This is a genomic window from Bradyrhizobium sp. 4 (assembly GCF_023100905.1).
Taxonomy (GTDB): Bacteria; Pseudomonadota; Alphaproteobacteria; order Rhizobiales; family Xanthobacteraceae; genus Bradyrhizobium.
Genome location: NZ_CP064686.1, coordinates 2,263,372 through 2,284,736, shown reverse-complemented (window position 1 = coordinate 2,284,736; position 21,365 = coordinate 2,263,372). Strand labels below are relative to the sequence as shown.

Genomic DNA, 21,365 nt, shown 5'->3' with positions numbered 1-21,365 from the left:
TTGCTGGAGAGCCGATCCATGGAAATGCACCAGGTCCGCTATTTCCTCGCGGTGGCGCAGCTCTTGAACTTCACGCGCGCCGCCGAAGAATGCAACGTGACGCAGCCTTCGCTGACACGCGCGATCAAGCAGCTCGAGGCCGAGCTCGGCGGCGATCTGTTTCGCCGCGAACGGCCCGCAGCGCAATTGACCGAGCTCGGGCAGCGCATGCATCCTCTGCTGAAGCAGTGTTTCGAAGCGGCCACCGGCGCCCGATCGCTGGCCTCCTCGTTCCGGAGCGGCGAGATCGGCGCGCTCCGCGTCGCGCTGACGCATTCGATCGACCTGTCGCTCCTCATTCCGCATCTCAACCAGATCAAGCGGCAGTTCAACCGGCTCGAATTCCGCTTCCTGCGCGGCTCGAGTCGTGAAGTGGCCGAGTTCCTGAAGAAGGGCGAGGCCGAGTTAGGGATTGCCGCGGACATCGACGAGGCCTGGGAGCGGCTCGATGTCTGGCCGCTATTCACCGAGAGCTTCGAGCTCGTGGTCAGCGACGGGCACCGCCTGGCCGGCCGCAGCAGCATCGCACTGGACGATCTGCGCGCGGAGCAGCTGCTGAGCCGGACATTTTGCGAGCATTCCGCCCGTATCTCGGCGAGCCTGCGCGAGCACGGCATCGCGGTCGAGCAGGGTCACGAAATCTCGAACGAGCGCGATTTGATCGAGCTGGTCGAGGCCGACATCGGCGTCGCCATGCTGCCGCACACCTCGCCCGTTCCGGAGACGCTGACGCGCGCTGCGGTCGCCGGGCTGGACGCCCGTCGCACCGTTAGCCTCTACGGGGTGGCCGGCCGGCAGCGCACGGCGGTGGCCAATGCCGTTATGCGCATGTTGCGCGGTGCGGATTGGCGGGAGATTGCGGGGTAGCAGCCACGCTCGCTCCTCACTCTTTTAGGCCTCCCTGCTCGCGCCTTCCAACGCTTCAAGCAGATCATCGATCTCCATGCGCTTGCGGAAATCCGGATCGACGAAGCGGGCTTTCACGAGACCGTCGCGACCAACGACAAACACGGCCGGGATCGGCAGCATCCAGCCATCATTGCCGTGGAATTTCGCCATGTCCTGATAGGACAACAGGTGCTGGATCTCGGCACCGAGCCAGATCGCGAGATTGAGCGACAACGCATAGCCGTTGTCGAGGTCGGTCAGGATCGGAAATGGGGCGCCAGCTTCCGCCTTGAGCTGCTGGGTGTATTCCTGCGTCTCCGGCATGATCGCGACAATCCGCGCACCCATGGACTCGATGCTATCAAGCGCCTGGACCACCGCGCGGACATTGAGCCGGCAATAGGGGCACCAATGGCCGCGGAAAAACATCACGGCGACTGGGCCGCTCTCGAGCAGTGAGGACAGCGCGACGAGACGCCCGCTCTCGTCAGGCAACATGAACGACGGCATTGCGTCGCCCGGACGCGGCGCGGTCTCGCCGCCGCCGCCTCCATTCAATCTGGTCACCAGACGATCGACTGCCTCGCCATAGGCCGGGAACACGTCGCGGCTGGCGTCGGCATAGGCGCGGAGTTGCTCGTTCAGCGTGCCATCCATGTCACGGCAGCGCTGGAAGGCGAGTTTGAGCAGCTCGGCATCGGCCGGCGAGAGAGAGGTCATCTTGCGCTCCAGCGTTCAGGGGACGAATATTAGGTGCCCGATCCGGCCGCCCGCAAGAGGCGGCCGTCATGCGCGCGCGATCAGTTGACGTAGAAATTGCCGGTCGGATCCAGCCGCCCCGAGGTGGAATACAGCGATCCGTTGTTCATGAAGAAGACGGTGTTGTCGGGGACCTTCTTGGCGCTCTTCATCATGGCCTCGTGGTTCTTCTCCGCCGGGGCCATAGCCATCGCCGACATCTTGCCGGGTCCGCCATACATGTAGGCCATGCCGGCTTTGAAATCCCATGCGGCCTCCGAGAAGGCCGATGTGGCGATGACCGCGAACGCAGCCGTGGCAATCAAGGTCTTGGATAATTTCGTCATGAGATGCTCCTCCGGATTGACGTGAACGCCCGCCAATCGGGCGCCCCGCCATCGAACGCCAAGCGCTCGGGAAGCGGAAATGCCGATCCCCAATCGGTTCGATAGCGAGCGCGTATCGGGCCCGATAGCGCCGGTCTATCGCAGCGAGAGCGAAAGAGCATTTCAGAACGAGCACTCTCTCGACGAAAGTCCCGACATAGCCGGCGACCATCGCGGTTGCGGCCAACACAGGAGACGTCCCGATGTTCAAGCATCATACATTGTCGCGCGCGGTCTGGCCCGGCCTTGCCATCCTCGGCGTATTGACACTCTCGGCGCAGCCGGTCTCCGCCGGTGAATGCCCGGCCGACAAGATCAAGCCGAACGCGCAGCAGATGGTCGACTACAAGCCGGTCGGCGTCACGGACGTCACGCTCGGCGCCATCGACCTCGGCAAGCAGCCGGCACACATCGAGGGCCGCGAGCTGCGCTTCCGCAAGCTGACCATCGAGCCCGGCGGCATCGTTCCCTGGCACAGCCATGACGATCGCCCTGCCCTGATCTTCGTGCAGCAAGGCGAGATCGTCGAACACGCCTCCAACTGCGTCGATCCGATCGTGCACAAGGCCGGCGACATCCGCCCCGAGGTGTCCGGCACCTCGCACTGGTGGAAGAACCTCGGCAAGGAAACGGTCATCCTCTATGTCGGCGACGTCCGCAAGGACCCGCATGACCACAACATGTAACGGGTGCGCGACCCCAGCGCACGCGTGACGGAATGTGGCGCCCGTGATCCCCATGCTGCCCCGCATGCGGGCGCCACATTCATCACAAGGGAGGCCTGCCATGACCGATCTTTCCGCGCCGATCAAACCGACCGCGATGACGATGGACGCGCATTCGCCAGGTCTCGCGCTTCGCTCCCTAGTCATCGGCCTCACCGCCTTCCTCACCGTCGTCGATCTGTTCGCGACGCAGGCGATCCTGCCTTCGCTGACGCGCCATTACGGCGTCACACCTGCGGCGATGGGCTTTGCCGTCAATGCCAGCACCTTCGGCATGGCGATAGCCAGCCTCGTCGTCGGCTTCTTCAGCCCGCGCATCAACCGGCAGACCGGCATCCTGCTCAGCCTCGCGCTGCTGGCAGTCCCCACCAGCCTGCTGGCGACCGCGCCAAATCTCGCGGTTTTCACCGCTTTGCGGATCGCGCAGGGCCTGTGCATGGCGTCGGCCTTCGCGCTCACCCTCGCCTATCTCGGCGAGCAATGCAGCTCGACGGATGCCGGCGGCGCCTTTGCCGCCTACATCACCGGCAATGTCGCCAGCAACCTGGTCGGCCGGCTGATCTCGGCGGCGGTCGCCGACGGCTTGGGCCTCGCCTGGAATTTTTATTTCTTCGCAGCCCTCAATCTGGCCGGCGCAGTGCTGGTCTGTTTCACCATCGGGCGCGTGCGGCCGATGCATGCGATGATGCCTGCGGGATCGCCCCTCTCCGCCACGATCGCGCACTGGCGCAATCCGCAGTTGCGCGCGGCCTTCGGCATCGGATTTTGCATCCTGTTCGCCTTCATCGGCACCTTCACCTTCGTGAATTTTGTGCTGGTCCAGCCGCCGCTCTCGCTCGGCATGATGGACCTGGGCCTTGTCTATTTCGTCTTCCTGCCGTCGGTCGTCACGACCTTGCTGGCCGGCAAGGTGGCCACGCGGCTGGGAGCGCGGCCGACGATCTGGGGTTCGCTGGCCGTCGCCGGGCTGGGCCTGCCGCTGCTGCTGGCGCCGCATCTGGGCGAAGTCGTCACCGGCATGGTTCTGGTTGGCGTCGGCACCTTCTTCGCGCAAGCGGCTGCGACAGGATTCGTAGGACAGGCGGCGACCGACAGCCGCGGCATCGCCAGCGGGACCTATCTTGCCTGCTACTTCTGCGGCGGCCTAGTCGGGACGGCCGTGCTCGGCCGGCTGTTCGACGGGTTCGGCTGGCAGGCGTGCGTCGCGGGTGTCGGCGCTGCCCTTGCTGTGGCTGCCCTGCTGACGCTCGCCTTGAAGCGCTAGCGCTTGACCGGCACCTCCTGCGGCGGCTCGTCGTCGGCGATGGCGCGCCATGCGGCGCCGTCGAGATCGTCGTACTGGCCGCTCCGGAGCGACCAGAGGAAGGCGACCAGACCGGCGAGACCGAGCATCAGCGCCAGCGGCACCAGGATGACCAGGATTTCCATCACGTGATCTCCCGCGAGGCGCTGCGGGCGCGCAGCGAATTCAGCATTACCAGGATCGACGATCCGCTCATCGCGGCAGCCGCAATCAGGGGTGTCACGACGCCGCTGATCGCGACCGGCACCGCGAGGACATTGTAGCCGATCGCAAGCCAGAGATTCTGCCGCATCAGGTGCAGCGCCTTGCGCGACGCGTCGATGGCGGCGACGACCGGGGCCAGCGGTCGGCCGAGGAAGACGAGATCGGCGGTCGCCTGGCTCAAATGCGCGGCCGAGATCGGCGACATCGAGACGTGCGCTGCCGCCAGCGACGGCGCATCGTTCATGCCGTCGCCGACCATCAGGACCTTCATGCCCCGCTGCTTCAAGACCTCGATCCGCGCGATCTTGTCGGCCGGGGTCACACCGGCCCGCCATTCCGAGATGCCCAGCGCATGGGCCGCCGCGATCACCGCCGGTTCACGGTCGCCGGAGAGAATCTCGATGCCGATATTGCGCGCCTTCAGCGCCGCGATCACAGCCTGCGCATCGGGACGGAGGCCCTGGCGCACGGAGAGGATGAATTTTTCGCTGCCCTTGCTGAACGCCACGACGGAGGCTTCGGGATCGAGATTTGTCACGTCGGAGACCAGCGTCTCGGCGCCGCAGAAGGACGGACGGCCGAGGCGAATCTCGATGCCATCGACCACAGCGCGCACGCCCTGGCCGGCCTCCTCGACCGCGCCGACGATCGGCGATCTGGCGTCGGAGGCCTGCGCGACCGCGGCCGCGACCGGATGATGGCTCGACAGCGCGAGCCGCCCGGCAAGCTCGAGGATATCAGCGGGGATATCGGCCGCATTCATCACTTCGAGATCGGGCAGCGTCAGCGTGCCGGTCTTGTCGAAAATGACGTGATCGGCTTCCGCGAGACGCTCGATGGCATCGCCGGAATTCAGCAGCACACCCGCCTTGAACATCGCGCCCGAAGCCACCGTCTGCACCGTTGGAATGGCGAGCCCGAGCGCGCAGGGACAGGTAATGATCAGCACCGCGACGCCGGTCACGATCGCATCATGCCAGCCGGCGCCCGCGATGACCCAGCCGAGGATGGTGACGAGCGCGGTGGCATGCACCACCGGCGCGTAGAGACGCGAGGCGCGGTCGGCGAGCCGCATGTAGCGCGAGCGCGCCTGCAGCGCATTGTCGAGGAGCCGCGTGATCTCGGCAAGCAGCGTCGCCTCCGAGGCCGCGGAGACCCGCACCCGCAAGGTCCCTGAGATGTTCATCGATCCCGCATAGACCGGCGTGCCCTGTTCGGCGGTGACATAGAGCGTCTCGCCGGTGATCAGGCTCTGGTCGATCTCGGAACGGCCCTCGATCACGGTGCCGTCGACCGCGCAGCGCTCGCCGGGGCGCAGCAGCACGATGTCGCCGGGATAGATCGCGGCCACCGGCACTTGAGATATCTCGTCAGGCCCGACGAACTTGGCCGCGGTCTCCGCCTTGAGCGCGGCGAGATTGCCCGCGACCGCGCGGGTCCGCCGGCGCATGTTCTGGTCGAGGAAGCGACCGACCAGGAGGAAAGTGAGCAGCATGATCGCCGCGTCGAAATAGGCGTGCTCGGAGCGGTTGATAGTCTCGACCACGGACATGCCGAGCGCCAGCGTCACGCCGATCGAGATCGGAACGTCCATGTTCGTGGTCCTGGCCGACAGCGCGCGCCAGGCCGAGCGGAAGAACGGCTGGCCGGCATAGGCCGCCGCCGGCAGTGCGATCAGCGCCGACAGCCAGTGGAAGAAATCGCGCTGCTCCGGCAGCATGTCCGAGACATTGCCGGACCACACCGGGATCGACAGCATCATCACGTTCATGGTGGCGAACGCGGCGACGCCGAGGCAGCGCAGCAGGAAGCGCGATTCGGCGACCTCGCTCGCCTCCGCGCTCTCGGTTTCGTAAGGATAGGCCTTATAACCGAGCTCCTCGAGGCGATCGATGAAGCGGCCCGGATCGAGCGTGCCCGCCTTCCATTCCAGTGCAACGCGCCGGTCGGTGAGGTTCACGCGCGCCAGCGTGACGTCGGGAATCGCGGATAGCCCGCGCTCGATCTTGGCCATGCAGCCGGCACAGTGGACACCCTCGACCGCGAGATCGATGTGCTGGACGCCCTCGCCCGCAGTCCGGACGTAGTGCGAAAAATCCCGCGAGACGTGCATGGCAAAATCCTTCAGTTCAGGATCACGCGGTTGCGCGACATGAACACGCGCGTTCCCCGCGCCTCGCCCTCGATCACCAGATCCCACTGGCCCGGCGCGACCGATGCGGCATTGCCGCGATAGAGGCCGATGCCGGCCTCCGAGAGCTCGATGGCGAGATCGGCGCGCTTGTCGGTCGGCCGCTCCAGGCGGCCGCCGAATTTCAGTCCGGCGATCGGCTGTCCGCTCGCATCGCGCGCCTCGACCTGAAGCACGGCGCCGCCATCGGCGCGGCGCTCGACATGCGCGTTGACCTTCCATTTTCGCGCAGCCTGGCCCTGCGCCGCCGAAATTTCGCGGTCATAGGTAAGGCCCGCGGCATAGGGGCTGTCGACGTCCGTCCCTGGCAGCGTCGCGATCGCGAGCTTCATCATGGTCGCGTTAACGCCGATCACGACGCCGAAGAAGGCGACCAGCATCAGAAACACCTTGGTTCCGGTCAGCGGCTTGGTTGCCATGGCGAACTCCTGATCCTAGGGCGCGACGAAATTGTCGGTGGCGCTGGCGACTTCGCCGAGGCCGATATCGGTGACGTGAAAGCGAACCGGGATCGACTTTTCCGGATTGCCCTCCACCGGCGCGGTCACGAGCACCCGCAGCTCGCTGGTGGAGTCGCGCGGAACCACGATCATCGGCCGGTCCTGCGTCACTGAATCGATCCCGATGACATGGATCGTCGCATTGACGGGACCGTTCGCGTCGATCGCGATGACCCGGTCGTAGCCGCTCTTGTTGAGCAGCCGCACCGTGTAGGCGTTGCGGATCGATCCGTCGCTGAGCCTGACAGCGACCGGGTTGCGGTCGTGCAGCACGTTGATGTCGAGCAGGCTGCGGGTCGCCAGCGTATAGATCATGATGCCGCCGACCGCCGCGATGATCGCGCTGTAGGCGACGGTGCGAGCCCGGACAATCCGGTAGACCGGCGCCTTGCCTTCCTGGCGGCGCTGGATGTTGACGTCGTTGTCATAGCCGATCAGCCGCTTCGGCCGGCCGATTTTCGTCATCACGTTGTCGCAAGCGTCGATGCAGAGCCCGCACTGGATGCATTCGAGCTGCGGCCCATTGCGGATGTCGATGCCGGTCGGGCACACGGCGACGCATTGATAGCAGTCGACGCAGTCGCCGACATGCTCGCCGAGCGCGCGCAGCTCGGCTGCCTTCTTCACCGAGGTACGCTTCTCGCCGCGATCGTAACGATAGGTCACGTTGAGCGCCCATTCGTCGGTGAGCGCGGCCTGGATCCGCGGCCACGGACACATATAGGTGCAGACCTGCTCGCGCATGAAGCCGGCGAGCACGTAAGTCGTCGCGGTGAGAATGCCGATCCAGATATAGGCGATCATCGGCGCCTGGAAGGTGACGAGTTCCCTGACCAGCGTCGGTGCATCGTTGAAATAGAGCACCCAGGCGCCACCGGTCCACCACCCGATCAAAAGCCAGATCGAATGCTTGAGCACGATCTCGGAGATGCGCTCCAGCTTCATCGGGTCGGACGATTTGTCCTTCTTCATCCGCTCGCGCCGGTCGCCCTCGATCAGACGCTCGACCGCATAGAACAGATCCGTCCAGACTGTCTGCGGACAGAGATAACCGCACCAGATGCGGCCGCCGATCGAGTTCATCAGGAATAGCGCCACCGCGGCGACGATCAGCAGGCCGGTGAAGTAGTAGACCTCCTGCGGCCACAGCTCGATGAAGAAGAAATAAAAGCGGCTGTTGGGAAGATCGATCAGCACCGCCTGGCTCGGAGCACCGAGGCCGCGGTTCCAGCGCACGAACGGCAGGAAATAATAGACGCCGAGGCAGAACGCCATCAGGCCCCATTTGATCCGGCGGAAGGTGCCGGAGATGCTCTGGGGATAGACTTTCTTCTGGGCCACATAGAGCGGCCCGTTGTCATCGTCTAATGGGAGCTCTTTTGGGTTCACGGTCCTGTTCATCGCCTGGAGCTTTTCGAGAGGTGCGATAAAACCTAGACCCGACGCCGCCGCGTCAGTTGATCCAGCGCAAGCGGGGGCTTTTTTTGTTCGCCCCCGCCTGTCCCGGATTGGCTATTTTCCGCCGCCCAGCGAGTGGACGTAAACTGCCATTGCCTTGATGGTGGCGGGATCGAGCCGCCCTTCCCAGGCCGGCATCACGCCCGCGCGGCCCTGGCTGATGGTCTCGATCAGCGACGCCTCGTCCGAACCATAGAGCCAAATCTTGTCGGTCAAATTGGGAGCGCCCATCTCCGGGTTGCCCTTGCCGCCGTCGCCATGGCAGGCGACGCAATTCTCCGTGAAGATCTTCTCGCCCTTGGCCGCGTCATAGCCCTTGCGGGTCGGAAGGCCCGACAGTGCCCGAACATAGTTGGCGGCCGTGACGATCTCGTCCGGTTTCAGCACGCCGTCCTTGCCGAAGGCGAGCATCTGGCCTTCGTGCCCCTTGGCGTGACCGGAACGTGCGCCGAACTGGATGGTCTGCATGATCTGGTCGAGCGATCCGCCCCACAGCCAGTCGTCGTCGTTGAGGTTCGGATAGCCCTTGGCGCCGGCGCCGCCTGAGCCATGGCACGGCGCGCAATTGTCGCCGAACACGGTCTTGCCCTTGGCTCGCGCGAGCGCGAGCAGGGCTGGATCCTTCTCGATGTCGGCGAGTGAGGCCGCGCCCAGCGCAACCATCTTGGCCCCGCGGATCTTCTCGAGATTGGCGAGCTCGACCGCGACGTCGGCGCGTGTCGAGTAGCCGAACAGGCCGGTGGTATTGCTGGAGATCAGCGGCCAGGCCGGATACACGATCCAGTAGCCGATCGACCAGACGATGGTGAGGTAGAAGCTGATCACCCACCAGCGCGGCAGCGGCGTGTTGAGCTCCTTGATGCCGTCCCACTCATGTCCGGTCGTGGACCTGCCGGAGACGGGATCGATGTCGCTATGATGATCGGTCATGATCTCTTACTCCTCCCGCAACGGCAGGTGTGCCGCTTCGTCGAAAGCTGCCTTGTTACGGGGCCAGAATGCGTAGGCGATGATCGCGACAAAGATCGCGACGAACACCGGCGTCCAGATCGTGGTCACGAGACCGGACGCGAGATTGTCGAGGGTCAGGATGGCTTTCATCGTTGGTGCCTTCTCAGCGAAGATTGGCTTTCTCGTTGTAGATCTTGAAGTCGACCAGCGTGCCGAGCATCTGGAGATAGGCGATCAGCGCGTCCATCTCGGTCGGCGTACCGGCCTTGCCGTCGAAGTTGCGCACCACGGCCTTGGCGTAGCGCTTGGTGAACGCGTCGGAACCTGCATTGTCCGGATCGGCCTGGGCCTTCATGTCGGCGCCCGCATTGGCGATCTGGTCGTCGGTGTAGGGCGTGCCGACGGTCCGCAGCGTGCGCATGTGGTCGGCGATCGTGTCCGGATCGACCTCGGTCTGGCTGAGGAACGGATAGCCGGGCATCACCGACTGCGGCACGATTGCGCGCGGGTTGGTCAGATGAGTGACGTGCCAGTCATCAGAATATTTGGCGCCGACGCGGGCAAGATCGGGACCGGTGCGCTTCGAGCCCCACTGGAACGGATGGTCGTACATGCTCTCGGCCGCCAGCGAGAAATGGCCGTAGCGCTCGACCTCGTCGCGCAAGGGGCGGATCATCTGCGAATGGCAGAGATAGCAGCCCTCGCGGATGTAGACGTTGCGCCCGGCGAGCTCCAGCGGCGTATACGGCCGGATCCCGTCGACCGCCTCGATCGTGCTCTTGAGGTAGAACAGCGGGGTGATCTCGACGAGACCGCCGATCGCGATCACCAGCAGGATGCCAACGATCAGGATGATCGAGTTCTTTTCGAAGATTTGGTGGCGTGTCCAGAACGACATGGAAAACTCCTCATTCCGCCGGCTGGAGAGCGACGGGCATCTGGACTTCCTGTTCGCCGACGCGAACCGTCATCCAGAGGTTATAGGCCATGATCAACGCGCCGATCAGGAACAGCCCGCCGCCGGCAGCGCGGATGATGTAGAAGGGATGCATCGCCTCGACAGTCTCGATGAAGGAATATTCGAGAAAGCCGAGCGAGGTGTAAGCGCGCCACATCAGACCCTGGAGGATGCCGGACACCCACATCGCCGAGATGTAGAGGACGATGCCAAGCGTCGCGATCCAGAAGTGCCAGTTGACGAGCTTGAGGCTGTAGAGGCCCTTGCGATTCCAGATCCAGGGCACGAGGCAGTAGAGCGCGCCAAAGGAGACGAAGCCGACCCAGCCGAGCGCGCCGGAGTGCACGTGGCCGATGGTCCAGTCGGTGTAGTGGCTGAGCGAGTTGACCACCTTGATCGACATCATCGGGCCTTCGAAGGTCGACATGCCGTAGAAGGCGACGGAGACCACGAGCATGCGCAGCACGGGATCGGTGCGCAGCTTGTCCCAGGCGCCCGACAGCGTCATCAGGCCGTTGATCATGCCGCCCCAGGACGGCATCCACAGCATGATCGAGAAGGTCATGCCGAGCGTCTGGGTCCAGTCCGGCAGCGCCGTGTAGTGCAGATGGTGCGGGCCGGCCCAGATGTAGAGGAAGATCAGCGCCCAGAAGTGGATGATCGAGAGACGGTAGGAGTAAATCGGCCGCTCGGCCCGCTTCGGGATGAAGTAGTACATGATGGCGAGGAAGCCGGCGGTCAGGAAGAAGCCGACCGCGTTGTGGCCGTACCACCACTGGAACATGGCATCCTGGATGCCGCCCCAGGCGATGTAGGATTTCGAGCCGAACACCGAGACCGGCAGCGCGGGGTTGTTGCCGAGATGCAAGACCGCAATCGTCACGATGAAGGCGAGATAGAACCAGTTCGCGACGAAGATGTGCGGCTCCTTGCGCTTGATGATCGTGGCAAGGAAGACCAGCAGATAGGTGACCCAGACGATGGTCAGCCACAGATCGGCGTACCATTCCGGCTCGGCATATTCCTTCGACTGGGTGACGCCGAGCAGATAGCCGGTGCCGGCGATCAGGATGAAGAAATTGTAGCCTACGACGACGAACCAGGGCGCGAGATCGCCTGCAAGGCGAACGCGGCAGCTCTTCTGCACGACGTAGAAGGACGTCGCGATCAGGACGTTGCCGCCAAAGGCGAAGATCACTGCGGACGTGTGCAGCGGACGCAGGCGGCCGAAGCTGGTCCAGGGCAGATCGAGGTTCAGCGCCGGCCACGCCAGTTGCGAGGCGATGATGAGGCCGACGAGAAAGCCGGCAATGCCCCAGAACATCGCCATGACGGAGGAGAACTTGATCGGCCCCATGTTGTAATTGGGGCGCCCATTGATCTCCGCAGGCGGCAGCGCCGCCGGCCGGTCGAGGTAACGGTTGATGATGCAGAAGACCGCGGCGAGGCTCGCCGCCGCGCTCAGCGCGGCATGGAAGGCGAAGGGCGCATCGAGCGCCTTGGCCGAGGCAATCACGCAGAGGAAGGCGGTGACCGCGAACACGACAGCCAGGCCGCTTTCACCTGACGTCATGGACTTGGAGATGGAGGGCTGGCTCATGCGGATTCTCTCTGAAAGAACACAGGGCCAGAAACCACATTCGCCCTCGCGGGGAATTGATTGAAATCAAGCTATGTGGATTTCTGTTAATGTGAGAGTTGCGCCACCGCCAGTTGATGTGCCCTCTCCCCTTGCGGGAGAGGGCGGCGAGGACCGTGCGGCGGACTCATTTGGGTGAGGGGTCGCCTCCTCGGCAAACGTCTGTCCGAGGAAAGAGACCCCTCATCCGGCGCCATAGCCGAAGCTTCGCTTCGGCGTTCTTAAGAACGGCGGCCGAAGGCCGCCTATGCCACCTTCTCCCACAAGGGGAGAAGGGGAAACGTCACTCGCGTGCCGCCGCCTTGAGCGCCGCGATAACGTCCTCGCGGGCGATGATTCCGACCAGCTTCTGCGCTCCGTCGAGCACGATGATGCTCCTGATGCGGTGCTCGACCATGATCTGGAGCACGCGCGTCAGCCGCGTGTCGGGGCTGACATAGATAAAGTCGGGCGTCATGACGTCGCCGATTTTGCGGCTCATCAGGTCGTGGTAGCGCGGCAACATCTGGCTCGGCGTGAAGGCGAAGCACTTCAGGATGTCGAACTTGGTGACGATGCCGACGACCTGCCCGTCGTCCTCTACGGGATAGGAATTGAAATCGTCGCGTTCGAACATCTCGCTGAGCGCGAGCAGGTCGAGGTCGCGCCTCACCGTCCTGACGTCGTGCGTCATGTAGCCGTCGACGGTCTGCTCAAGGAATCTGTACACGGCGCGTCCTCTTTGATTCGTCTTGCACCGCTCCCGCGTCAGTGCGACAGCAGCACACAGCGGGCAGATTGAGTAACCAGATACTCGGTGACGCCGCCGAGGATCAGCTCGCGGAAGCGCGAATGACCGTAGGCACCGGCGACGATCAGGCTGGCGCCGACATCGCCGGCAATCTTCTCCAGTTGCCCGGCGACAGTTTCGTTGCGGGCCGCTTCGGAAACGCGCGCGATCGCGGTCACGCCATGGCGGGCAAGACACGCCGTCACGTCAGTCACGCCAGCGACCGCGGCGGGACGATCGTCGTCGCCTTCGGGAATTGCAAGGACGGTGACATCCCTGGCCTTGCGCAGGATCGGCAGCGCATCGGCCAGCGCCCGCCGGGCTTCCGGCGTATCCTTCCACGCCACTAGGACGCTGCGCAGGTCGAGCCAGTTGACGCCGTCAGGCACGACCAGGATCGGCCGGCCGGCTTGCATCACCAGATCCTTTGGGCTCGCGAGCGCGAAGGCGTCGGAGAAGGCCGGGCTCTGCCCGCCGGTAACGATGATGTCGGCGCAACGCGCCTGGGTGAACGTAAAGCGCGCCGGGAAATCCATGGCGCTGCGCCATTCCACATGTCCGCCGCGATTCCTGATCGCGGCGCGGAATTGCGCCTCGAGCTCGCCCAGGCGTCGCTTGACCGAGGCTTCTCCCTCATCGATCAGTCCCTGCGCTGCGGCGCCATCGCTGAAGTAGAGCGGCGGCGCGAACTGCGCCGCAGCAACGCCGATGATCGACGCCTCAAATCGTTCGGCAAGCTCGCCCGCGACCTGAAGCCGCGCCTCGTTGGGCTGATCGAGCGCCAGGCTGACCATCACGGTCGCGTATGTCATCGGAGTCTCCGGGGCAATGAGCTTTGATCCGATCGTAAGCCGGCCGCCGGCTGGCAGGATGAGATAGATCAAAACCTTGGATCACCGCGCGCGCCCGAAATCTGCCAATGGTATAAGACATCGGAACTTGCCTCTGGCCCCTCCTTGGGTACATTGCCGACGGCAACGCTGTGCGGTTCCCCGCATCAGAATGGGAGTGATCGTGTGGCGCCGACCCGTGTGATTCATCCGCAAGATGACGGCCGGGGCGAACATTTCCGCGTTCGAATCGAGGGATTTGGCGTCGGGACCTGGGATCTCGATCTCAAGACACTGGAATTGGAGTGGTCGGAGACGGCCAGAATCCTGTTCGGAATCGAATCCGGCCAATCGGTGAGTTACGCGCTGTTCCTGTCCCGGCTGGAGCCGAACGACCGCGAGCGGATCGAGAGTGCGATCCGGCGCGTCTCCGAACGGGGCGGCAGCTTCGACGTGTCGTTCAGGGTCACGGGGGCGTCGGGCAGAGCGCAGTGGATCCGCGCCCGCGCGGGGCTAATTCGGGACGACGCCGGCGCCGCCCGACATCTCAGCGGCATCTTTCTTGACGTCGATGAGGAAAAGCAGGTCGAGGAGACCCTGCGCACCCGCGAGAGTCACCTCCGCTCGATCCTCCAGACGATTCCCGACGCCATGATCGTCATCGACGGCCACGGCATCATCCAGTTCTTCAGCACGGCGGCCGAGCGCCTGTTTGGCTGGGTCGAGTCGGAGGCGATCGGCCAGAACGTCCGCATCCTGATGCCGGAGCCCGACAGCTCACGTCACGACGGCTACATCGCGCGCTATCGCACCACCGGCGACCCGCACATCATCGGCATCGGCCGGATCGTGACCGGCAAGCGCCGCGACGGCACGACCTTTCCGATGCACCTGTCGATCGGCGAGATGCAGTCGGGCGGCGAGCCCTATTTTACCGGTTTCGTCCGCGATCTTACCGAGCATCAGAAAACCCAGGCGCGGCTCCAGGAACTGCAGTCCGAACTTGTCCACGTCTCGCGGCTGAGCGCGATGGGCGAAATGGCGTCCGCGCTCGCTCACGAGCTCAACCAGCCGCTGGCAGCGATCAGCAACTACATGAAGGGGTCGCGGCGGCTGCTCGCCGGAAGCCAGGATCCGAATACGCCGAAGATCGAGAGCGCGCTGGACCGGGCCGCCGAGCAGGCGCTGCGCGCCGGCCAGATCATCCGCCGCTTGCGCGACTTCGTCTCCCGCGGCGAATCGGAGAAAAGGATCGAGAGCCTGTCCAAGCTGATCGAGGAGGCCGGCGCCCTCGGGCTGGCAGGCGCGCGCGAGCAGGACGTGCAGCTTCGCTTCAGCCTCAATCCCAATGCCGATCTCGTGCTCGCCGACCGGGTGCAAATCCAGCAGGTGCTGGTCAACCTCTTCCGCAACGCGCTGGAAGCGATGGCGCAGTCGCCTCGGCGCGAGCTCGTCGTCACCAACACCCGCGTCGCCGACGACATGATCGAGATCGAGGTCTCCGATTCCGGCTCCGGCTTCCAGGACGACGTCATGCCGAACCTGTTTCAGACTTTTTTCACCACCAAGGACACCGGCATGGGCGTGGGACTCTCCATCAGCCGCTCGATCATCGAGGCTCACGGCGGCCGGATGTGGGCCGAGAGCAACGCATCGGGTGGAGCGACATTCCGCTTCACGTTGCCGGCAGCCGACGAGAACTGATCCATGACGACCAAGGGAATCATCTACGTCATTGACGACGACGAGGCGATGCGGGATTCGCTGAATTTCCTGCTGGATTCGGCTGGCTTCGGCGTCACACTGTTCGACAACGCGCAGGGTTTTCTCGACGCCCTGCCCGGCCTCGCCTTCGGTTGCGTCGTCTCCGACGTGCGCATGCCCGGCATCGACGGGATCGAGCTTCTCAAGCGCCTCAAGGCGCAGCGCAGCCGGTTTCCAATCCTGATCATGACCGGCCATGGCGACGTGCCGCTCGCGGTCGAGGCGATGAAGCTCGGTGCCATGGATTTCCTGGAAAAGCCGTTCGAAGATGACCGCCTCGTCGCCATGATCGAATCAGCGATCCGCGAGGGCGAGCCGGCGGCCAAGAACGACGCCATCGCCCAGGATGTCGCCGCTCGCGTCGCTTCCCTGAGCCCCAGGGAACGCCAGGTCATGGAGGGGCTGATCGCGGGCCTCTCCAACAAGCTGATCGCCCGCGAGTACGACATCAGCCCACGCACCATCGAGGTCTACCGGGCCAATGTGATGACCAAGATGCAGGCCAACAGCCTGTCGGAACTGGTGCGGCTGGCAATGCGGGCCGGAATGCTCAACGATTGAAGTCACCAGGATTGAGGCAAGTCAAAACCGTCCGCCCGCCCTGTGCTACCAGATCGGAATGATTGCGATCAGCTCCCATCCTGAGCGGCTCCCGATGTCGTCACCCGCGAAATTAACCGTCTATGTGGTGGACGACGACGCCGCCGTGCTGGGCTCCCTGCGCTTTCTGTTGGAAACCGACGGTTTTGCCGTGCGGACCTTCAGGAACGCCACGGCGCTGCTCAATGCGGCGAGCCCGTCCGGTGCAGACTGTTACCTGATCGACTACAAGATGCCCGACATCAACGGCATCGAGCTGGCCGGGCGGCTGCGCCAGTCCGAGGGCGACACCCCGGTGATCCTGATCACCGGCTATCCCGACTCGAATATCTCGGCCCGGGCGGCGGCCGCAGGCGTGAATGAAGTGATTCTGAAGCCGCTTCTGGACGAAAACCTGATCAAACGCATTCGCCACGCCATCCAGAACCGGGTCCACGCTGACCTACGGGATTCTACGTAAGGCACCCCCCTTAAGATATCTCGCGAAATTTTCGAGGCACCCGATACCGCGTAACAAAGCGTCATCACAACGGAGATGGCGCAGATGCTGACCCAGACGATCAACACCCAGGCGATCAAGACCCAGATCAACGGCAGCAAGATCGCCCCAGGCCATCCCGTCTCCGACCAGTTCGGTGCGATCGCTGGCCATGTCGGCCTCGTTGCCACCGAGTTCTCCTACCGCAAGGAAGAGGAGATCTATGGCGAGGACGAGCCGGCCGAGTACGTCTATCAGGTCGTCACCGGCGCCGTGCGCAGCTACAAGCTTCTCTCCGACGGCCGTCGCCAGATCGGCTCCTTCCACCTTCCCGGCGACGTGTTCGGCCTCGAATCCGGCACCACCCATCGCCTCGCTGCTGAAGCCATCATTGACACCACGGTGCGCCTCGTGAAGCGCGCGAGCCTCGAGAAGGCCGCAGCCACCGACGTCCAGGTCGCCCGCAAGCTCTGGGCCATGACCGCTGGTGAGCTTCGCCATGCCGAAGACCACATGCTGCTGCTGGGCCGCAAGACCGCGATGGAGCGCGTCGCAACCTTCCTGCTCGAAATGGACCGCCGCCTCGCAGTTGCCGGCATGATGGCGCTGCCGATGTGCCGCCGCGACATCGGCGACTATCTCGGTCTCACGCTCGAGACCGTCTCGCGCGCGCTGTCACAGCTTCACGCCCAGGGCATTCTCGGCTTCTCCGGCGCCCGCCAGATCGTGTTGCGCAACCGCGCACGCCTGCACAATCTCGACGCCTGATCTCCCCTCTCCCACCCCCTCATGGCCGGCTGATTGATTCAGCCGGCCATTTCTTTTGCTGCGATCATGCCCTTGCGCCGCGTCTCCGGCATCACAAGCAGAATGAGCAGAAGTCCCGTCGCCGCGACGCCGGACAGTCCGGTGAACGCCATGGCATTGCCGAATTTATCGCTGACATAGCCGCCGAGCGCGGTGCTCAGCGACGCGCCGATGCCCATGGCCGTGCCGACGATGCCCTGCGCAAGGTTGAAATGGCCGCTGCCGAAGGCGACGTCGGCCACGATCAGCGGGATCATCACCGCGAACACCGCCGCAGTGAGGCCGTCGAACACCTGCACGAGCACCAGCAGATACGGATCGCGCACGGTCGCGAACAGTAGACCGCGAATCGTCAGCGCCGCGAATCCGATCAGCAGTAGCGGCCTGCGACCCCATGCTTGCGCCTTGCGCCCGACGCTCGGCGACAGCAGTGCCACGATCGCTTGCGGCACGACGATGCAAAAGGCTACGAGCACCGTCGCCCACTCGCTCGATCGCGCCGTCACCGCGCTTGCCATCAGCGGCATCATCGAGGCGTTCGCGAGCTGTAACAAGAGCACGCTGACCGCGAAGACAATGAGCGGCCGCTGCCGGATCAGATGCCAGATATTGGTGTCGCCGCGATCCTCCGCCTCGCGCGGCATCTCGCCGTGACAGCGCGCGATGTCGACCTCGTGCTCGCGGATGCGAGAGAGCGCGATCAAAGTGGGGATTGCGAGCAGGAAGGTCACCAGGAATACCGAACGGCTCGACAGCAGATAGCCGGCCGTTCCCATCACCGCGGCCGCAACGCCGTTACCAAGCGAAGCAAATCGCGCATTGCGGCCGAGACGCTCGCCGATCGCGAGCGGGCCGACCAGACCGAGGCTGATCGCCGCGATCGCCGGTCCGAGCACGCAGCTCGCTGCCGCATGCAAGGTGGCCGCAGCCACCACCACGGGGAAGATCGGCATCGCCGCATAGGCGAGCGCGCAGCAGCCGATGGTGGCGATCGCGAGGCCGGCGACCAGCCGCTCGGATTTCGCGGCATCGATGATGGCGCCGCCTGGCATCTGGCCGATCAGGGCAACGATGCCCCCGATCGACAGCACGAGGCCGATCTCGACCTGGGTCCATTTCTGGGTCGTCAGATAGACCGCGATGAACGGCCCGAATCCGGTCTGCACGTCGGCGAGGAAGAAGATGAACCAGTCGAGGCCGCGCAGGCTCTGGCGCGACGGCGCCGGAATGCCGGCCGGCGACGGCGCCGAGACGTTATCCTGCTCAACGCGGCCCTCGCGATCCGCATGATTCGGCTTCCTCGACAACAGCACCGGCGGCCATCCCTCCCCGCGCCTCACTGAACAGCTTGCAGCGGCTGCAGGCTGCCGGACGCGCCGAGCACCACCATCGGCGTGTCCTCCTTGTATTCTGGCGCGGCTGCGACCTGTGCCTTGGTCAATTCCAGCGTGATGCTGTCCTTCTTGTTGACGATCTTGCCGAACCGCATCGCGTTCCAGTCCACCACGATCTTGCGGCTGCCGACGCCGAGGAAGCCGCCGAAATCGATCACGGCAGCGCGCACGTGCCCGCTCCGATCGACGATGACGTCGACGATGCGGCCCATGTCCTCGTTCGCCGCGCTGAGCACGTCACGGCCAAGCACACCGTGCGCATCGCTCGCGCCGATGATCGTGACCGACGGCGGTGGCGCGGCATTCTTTGGCGTGACGGGGACCGATGACGCCGGCGGTTGCGCCGTCGGCGGTGCATTCGCTTCAGTCGCGGGTGCGGGCGACTCCTCCGCGGCACGTGACACGGCGAGCGTCATTCCGCCGACGATCACGACGCCCAAGGCCAACCATCCGGCGGTACGCATGCACCCTCCTTCCGGCGCGCCGCTAGCGCGCCAGCACGATCGAGACCTGAATCTGGCCACGCGTGCGCAACACCTCCAGCGCCACGTCGTCGCCATGGCGGCTGACGCGCAGGTCCACGCTGGACTCGCCAAGACGCAGATCGCGCAAGATCACCTCATGCAGAAACGCCGGCAGATGCGGATTGCGCAGCCGGATCTCGCCGCGGTCCACGTCGAACTCGATGCCCAGCGCCGCCTCCAATAGCGTGAACGCCGTGGCGCTAGCCCAGGCCTGCGGCGCGCAGGCGACCGGATAGAGCGTCGGGCCGCGCCGCTTTTCGCGCCGGAAGCCGCAGAACAATTCGGGCAACCGGCGCAGGTCCATGTAGGTCGCGGCGTCGAACAGTCCCTTGAAGACATGCGCGACCGAATGCTTGAGCCCGTAGCGCGCGAGCCCGAGCGCGATCAGCGCATTGTCGTGCGGCCAGATCGACCCATCATGATAGGACATCGGGTTGTAACGCACCTCGCCGACAGCGACGGTGCGGATGCCCCAGCCCGAGAAGAAATGCGGCCGCATCAAATCGGCGGCGACGAGGCGCGCGCGGTCCTCGCGGATCATGCCGCTGAACAGGACCTGGCCGGCGTTGGAGGTCCGCACCTTGCAGGGCCGCTTCTTGCCGTCGAGTGCAAGCGCATAGGTGCCGAGCTCCTCGCACCAGAACGCGGCCTCGAAACGCTCGGCCAGCGTCTTGGCCTCGGCCTCGAGCTTCCTGGCAAGATCGGGTTTGCCGAGCCGGAGCGCGCAGCGCGCGGCGAGCCGCTTGGCGGCAAAGACGTAACCTTGCACCTCGGCCAGCGCGAGATTGCCTTCCGCAAGCTGGCCATCGGCATGGAAGATCGCGTCGTAGGAATCCTTCCAGCCCTGGTTGGCGAGGCCCTTTTCCGTAGCGCGCTGATATTCGACGAAGCCGTCCTTGTCGGGGTCACCGGGGCCGTCGATCCAGGCCAACCCCGCCTCGATGGCCGGCCACAGGTCGGTCAACGTCGTCTCGTCGCCGGTGCGCTCGAAATAGCTTCCCGCCAGCAGGACGAACAAGGCCGTGGAATCGACGCTGCCGTAATATTGCGCGAACGGTACCTCGCGCAGCGCCGCCATCTCGCCGCCGCGCATCTCGTGCAGGATCTTGCCCGGCGCGGCATCGGCGAGCGGATCGACCGCCTTGGCCTGGAAATGGGCGAGCCGCCGCAGCACACCCTTGGCGATTCGCGGATCGACCCACAGCATCTGCAGCGCCGTGATCAGCCCGTCGCGGCCGAATGTCGTCGAGTACCAGGGAATCCCCGCATAGGGATAGCGGCCCTGCGGCGTCTCCGTCATCAACATGTTGAGGTCGGCCATGGCCTGGCACAGCACCTCATTGAAGATGTTGTTGGAGGTCTCGATGCTGGTGGCGCCCATCGTCGATTGCCGCATCTCGCGGCGATGGGCGAGCAAACTCTGGAAAAAGCGCGCCGGCTTCTCCGCGATCGGCCGATTGCAGGACACGGCCACGAACAGGGATTTCGACTCGTGAGGGTCGAGTTCGAGCTGCCAGGTCGCGGCATTCACCGACAGCTTCGTCGGGCGCGGGTCGAAATGCAGGCCCGTGGTGCGCTCGGCGTCATCGAGACCGCGGTAGTCGAACAGCACGTCGGTTGGTCCCAACAGCCGGCTCGAGCCGATGCCGCGGCGCGGGCGCCGCTCGCCGCGGACTTCGAACAGATCGGCGAAATCGTTGTCGAACAGCAGCGTCAGCGCGAAGCCGGCCGGGCGGTCGCCGTGGTTCTGCACGCCGATGCGCTGATAAGCGGTGCCGCGCCACAGGAAGATCGTGCGCACGATGTGCAGCAGATCCTTTTGCAGCACGAGGCTGCCCTGCCGGTAGATGTCGGGATTGGTGAGATCGACGGTCAGGGCTGAATTGTCGTCGCGCAGGTTCGAGCCCAGCAGCAACGGCTGGAGATCGTCGAGCACGAGCTCGAGCCTCGCGAGGTAGCGCGTGTCGTGATGAAACAGCCCATCGGGCCCGCCGGCCGAAGCGCCGATGTCGCCATGGCTGTCGAGCACGATAAAGGTGTCGTCGTGCTTGAGCGAACGCCGCGGCCGCGCCGACGGTCCTGTCATCGGAATATAGAAAGGCTGCTCCGCGACCTGGTCCACGGTCCGCGTCACGGAGACGAATTGGGTAACGGCTTCAGCCGACATCAGCAGCTCCCCTGCGCTTGTTTCGACACGCAACCGACTCGAACGCGACTGT

The 21,365-nt window shown here is 64.6% G+C and carries 22 protein-coding genes; 7 read left to right on the top strand and 15 right to left on the bottom strand.

The genetic code is table 11. The features are described from left to right. Positions 1-18 precede the first annotated feature (18 nt). Positions 19-906, top strand: a complete 888-nt coding sequence (locus tag IVB45_RS10485; RefSeq protein ID WP_247360053.1) for a LysR family transcriptional regulator — start codon at positions 19-21, stop codon at positions 904-906. 24 nt (positions 907-930) lie between these two features. Here IVB45_RS10485 and IVB45_RS10480 read toward each other — a convergent pair whose 3' ends face one another. Together IVB45_RS10480 and IVB45_RS10475 are read right to left on the bottom strand one after the other, a co-directional pair. Beyond that, complete coding sequence (locus tag IVB45_RS10480; protein ID WP_247360054.1) at positions 931-1,647, bottom strand: peroxiredoxin-like family protein; 717 nt, start codon at positions 1,645-1,647, stop codon at positions 931-933. An 80-nt stretch (positions 1,648-1,727) separates the two neighbouring features. Continuing rightward, positions 1,728-2,012: a hypothetical protein gene (locus tag IVB45_RS10475; RefSeq protein ID WP_027568809.1), complete on the bottom strand. Its 285-nt coding sequence runs from the start codon at positions 2,010-2,012 to the stop codon at positions 1,728-1,730. Between the two features lie 242 nt (positions 2,013-2,254). Here IVB45_RS10475 and IVB45_RS10470 point away from each other — a divergent pair, with 242 nt between their 5' ends. Together IVB45_RS10470 and IVB45_RS10465 are read left to right on the top strand one after the other, a co-directional pair. Further along, on the top strand, positions 2,255-2,737 hold the full coding sequence (locus tag IVB45_RS10470) for a cupin domain-containing protein (RefSeq protein ID WP_007594004.1): 483 nt from the start codon (positions 2,255-2,257) through the stop codon (positions 2,735-2,737). A 100-nt stretch (positions 2,738-2,837) separates the two neighbouring features. Then, the gene (locus IVB45_RS10465; protein ID WP_247360055.1) at positions 2,838-4,040 is read left to right on the top strand and encodes an MFS transporter; all 1,203 of its coding nucleotides are present in this window, start codon (positions 2,838-2,840) and stop codon (positions 4,038-4,040) included. On the opposite strand, the gene ccoS is transcribed toward IVB45_RS10465, so the two are convergent. The 10 genes from ccoS to IVB45_RS10415 form a co-directional block, all read right to left on the bottom strand. Further along, on the bottom strand, positions 4,037-4,204 hold the full coding sequence (gene ccoS / locus IVB45_RS10460; protein ID WP_027568806.1) for a cbb3-type cytochrome oxidase assembly protein CcoS: 168 nt from the start codon (positions 4,202-4,204) through the stop codon (positions 4,037-4,039). The two genes, IVB45_RS10465 and ccoS, sit on opposite strands and share 4 nt — an antisense overlap. Further along, positions 4,204-6,396 (bottom strand): cation-translocating P-type ATPase, encoded by a 2,193-nt coding sequence (locus IVB45_RS10455; RefSeq protein WP_247360056.1) that lies wholly within the window; start codon positions 6,394-6,396, stop codon positions 4,204-4,206. The genes ccoS and IVB45_RS10455 overlap by 1 nt, the downstream gene beginning before the upstream one ends. An 11-nt stretch (positions 6,397-6,407) precedes the next feature. Then, a complete protein-coding gene (locus IVB45_RS10450) occupies positions 6,408-6,893 on the bottom strand; it encodes a FixH family protein (RefSeq protein ID WP_247360057.1) in 486 nt (161 codons plus the stop codon). A 15-nt stretch (positions 6,894-6,908) separates the two neighbouring features. Further along, entirely contained in the window at positions 6,909-8,375 is a 1,467-nt protein-coding gene (gene ccoG, locus IVB45_RS10445; protein ID WP_247360058.1) for a cytochrome c oxidase accessory protein CcoG, read from the bottom strand. Positions 8,376-8,486: 111 nt separating this feature from the next. Beyond that, positions 8,487-9,362 carry a cytochrome-c oxidase, cbb3-type subunit III gene (gene ccoP, locus IVB45_RS10440; RefSeq protein ID WP_027568802.1) on the bottom strand — a complete coding sequence of 292 codons (876 nt, stop codon included), beginning with the start codon at positions 9,360-9,362 and terminating at the stop codon, positions 8,487-8,489. Between the two features lie 6 nt (positions 9,363-9,368). Further along, entirely contained in the window at positions 9,369-9,533 is a 165-nt protein-coding gene (locus IVB45_RS10435; RefSeq protein ID WP_007594016.1) for a CcoQ/FixQ family Cbb3-type cytochrome c oxidase assembly chaperone, read from the bottom strand. A 13-nt stretch (positions 9,534-9,546) separates the two neighbouring features. Further along, a complete protein-coding gene (ccoO, locus tag IVB45_RS10430) occupies positions 9,547-10,281 on the bottom strand; it encodes a cytochrome-c oxidase, cbb3-type subunit II (protein WP_007594017.1) in 735 nt (244 codons plus the stop codon). Positions 10,282-10,291: 10 nt separating this feature from the next. Beyond that, positions 10,292-11,941 (bottom strand): cytochrome-c oxidase, cbb3-type subunit I, encoded by a 1,650-nt coding sequence (gene ccoN / locus IVB45_RS10425; protein WP_247360059.1) that lies wholly within the window; start codon positions 11,939-11,941, stop codon positions 10,292-10,294. Positions 11,942-12,263: 322 nt separating this feature from the next. Next, positions 12,264-12,689, bottom strand: coding sequence for a CBS domain-containing protein (locus tag IVB45_RS10420; RefSeq protein ID WP_247360060.1), 426 nt, complete (start codon positions 12,687-12,689; stop codon positions 12,264-12,266). A gap of 38 nt (positions 12,690-12,727) precedes the next feature. Beyond that, a complete protein-coding gene (locus tag IVB45_RS10415) occupies positions 12,728-13,561 on the bottom strand; it encodes a universal stress protein (RefSeq protein ID WP_247360061.1) in 834 nt (277 codons plus the stop codon). A gap of 204 nt (positions 13,562-13,765) precedes the next feature. Between IVB45_RS10415 and fixL the strand changes: the two genes are divergently transcribed. The 4 genes from fixL to IVB45_RS10395 all read left to right on the top strand — a co-directional run bounded on the left by fixL (position 13,766) and on the right by IVB45_RS10395 (position 17,189). Further along, positions 13,766-15,283 (top strand): sensor protein FixL, encoded by a 1,518-nt coding sequence (gene fixL / locus IVB45_RS10410; RefSeq protein WP_247288465.1) that lies wholly within the window; start codon positions 13,766-13,768, stop codon positions 15,281-15,283. A gap of 3 nt (positions 15,284-15,286) precedes the next feature. Further along, positions 15,287-15,904 carry a response regulator FixJ gene (fixJ, locus tag IVB45_RS10405; RefSeq protein ID WP_247288464.1) on the top strand — a complete coding sequence of 206 codons (618 nt, stop codon included), beginning with the start codon at positions 15,287-15,289 and terminating at the stop codon, positions 15,902-15,904. A 58-nt stretch (positions 15,905-15,962) separates the two neighbouring features. After that, positions 15,963-16,403 carry a response regulator gene (locus IVB45_RS10400; protein WP_247288463.1) on the top strand — a complete coding sequence of 147 codons (441 nt, stop codon included), beginning with the start codon at positions 15,963-15,965 and terminating at the stop codon, positions 16,401-16,403. Positions 16,404-16,487: 84 nt separating this feature from the next. Further along, positions 16,488-17,189 carry a helix-turn-helix domain-containing protein gene (locus IVB45_RS10395; RefSeq protein ID WP_007594028.1) on the top strand — a complete coding sequence of 234 codons (702 nt, stop codon included), beginning with the start codon at positions 16,488-16,490 and terminating at the stop codon, positions 17,187-17,189. Between the two features lie 38 nt (positions 17,190-17,227). Here the strand turns inward: IVB45_RS10395 and IVB45_RS10390 are convergent, their stop codons facing one another. From IVB45_RS10390 to IVB45_RS10380, 3 genes are read right to left on the bottom strand one after another with little or no spacing between them, the layout of a single operon-like run. Then, complete coding sequence (locus IVB45_RS10390) at positions 17,228-18,541, bottom strand: MFS transporter (protein ID WP_247288462.1); 1,314 nt, start codon at positions 18,539-18,541, stop codon at positions 17,228-17,230. Positions 18,542-18,564: 23 nt separating this feature from the next. Next, the gene (locus IVB45_RS10385) at positions 18,565-19,086 is read right to left on the bottom strand and encodes a PRC-barrel domain-containing protein (protein ID WP_027568795.1); all 522 of its coding nucleotides are present in this window, start codon (positions 19,084-19,086) and stop codon (positions 18,565-18,567) included. A 22-nt stretch (positions 19,087-19,108) separates the two neighbouring features. Then, a complete protein-coding gene (locus IVB45_RS10380; protein ID WP_247288461.1) occupies positions 19,109-21,313 on the bottom strand; it encodes an amylo-alpha-1,6-glucosidase in 2,205 nt (734 codons plus the stop codon). Positions 21,314-21,365 lie beyond the last annotated feature (52 nt).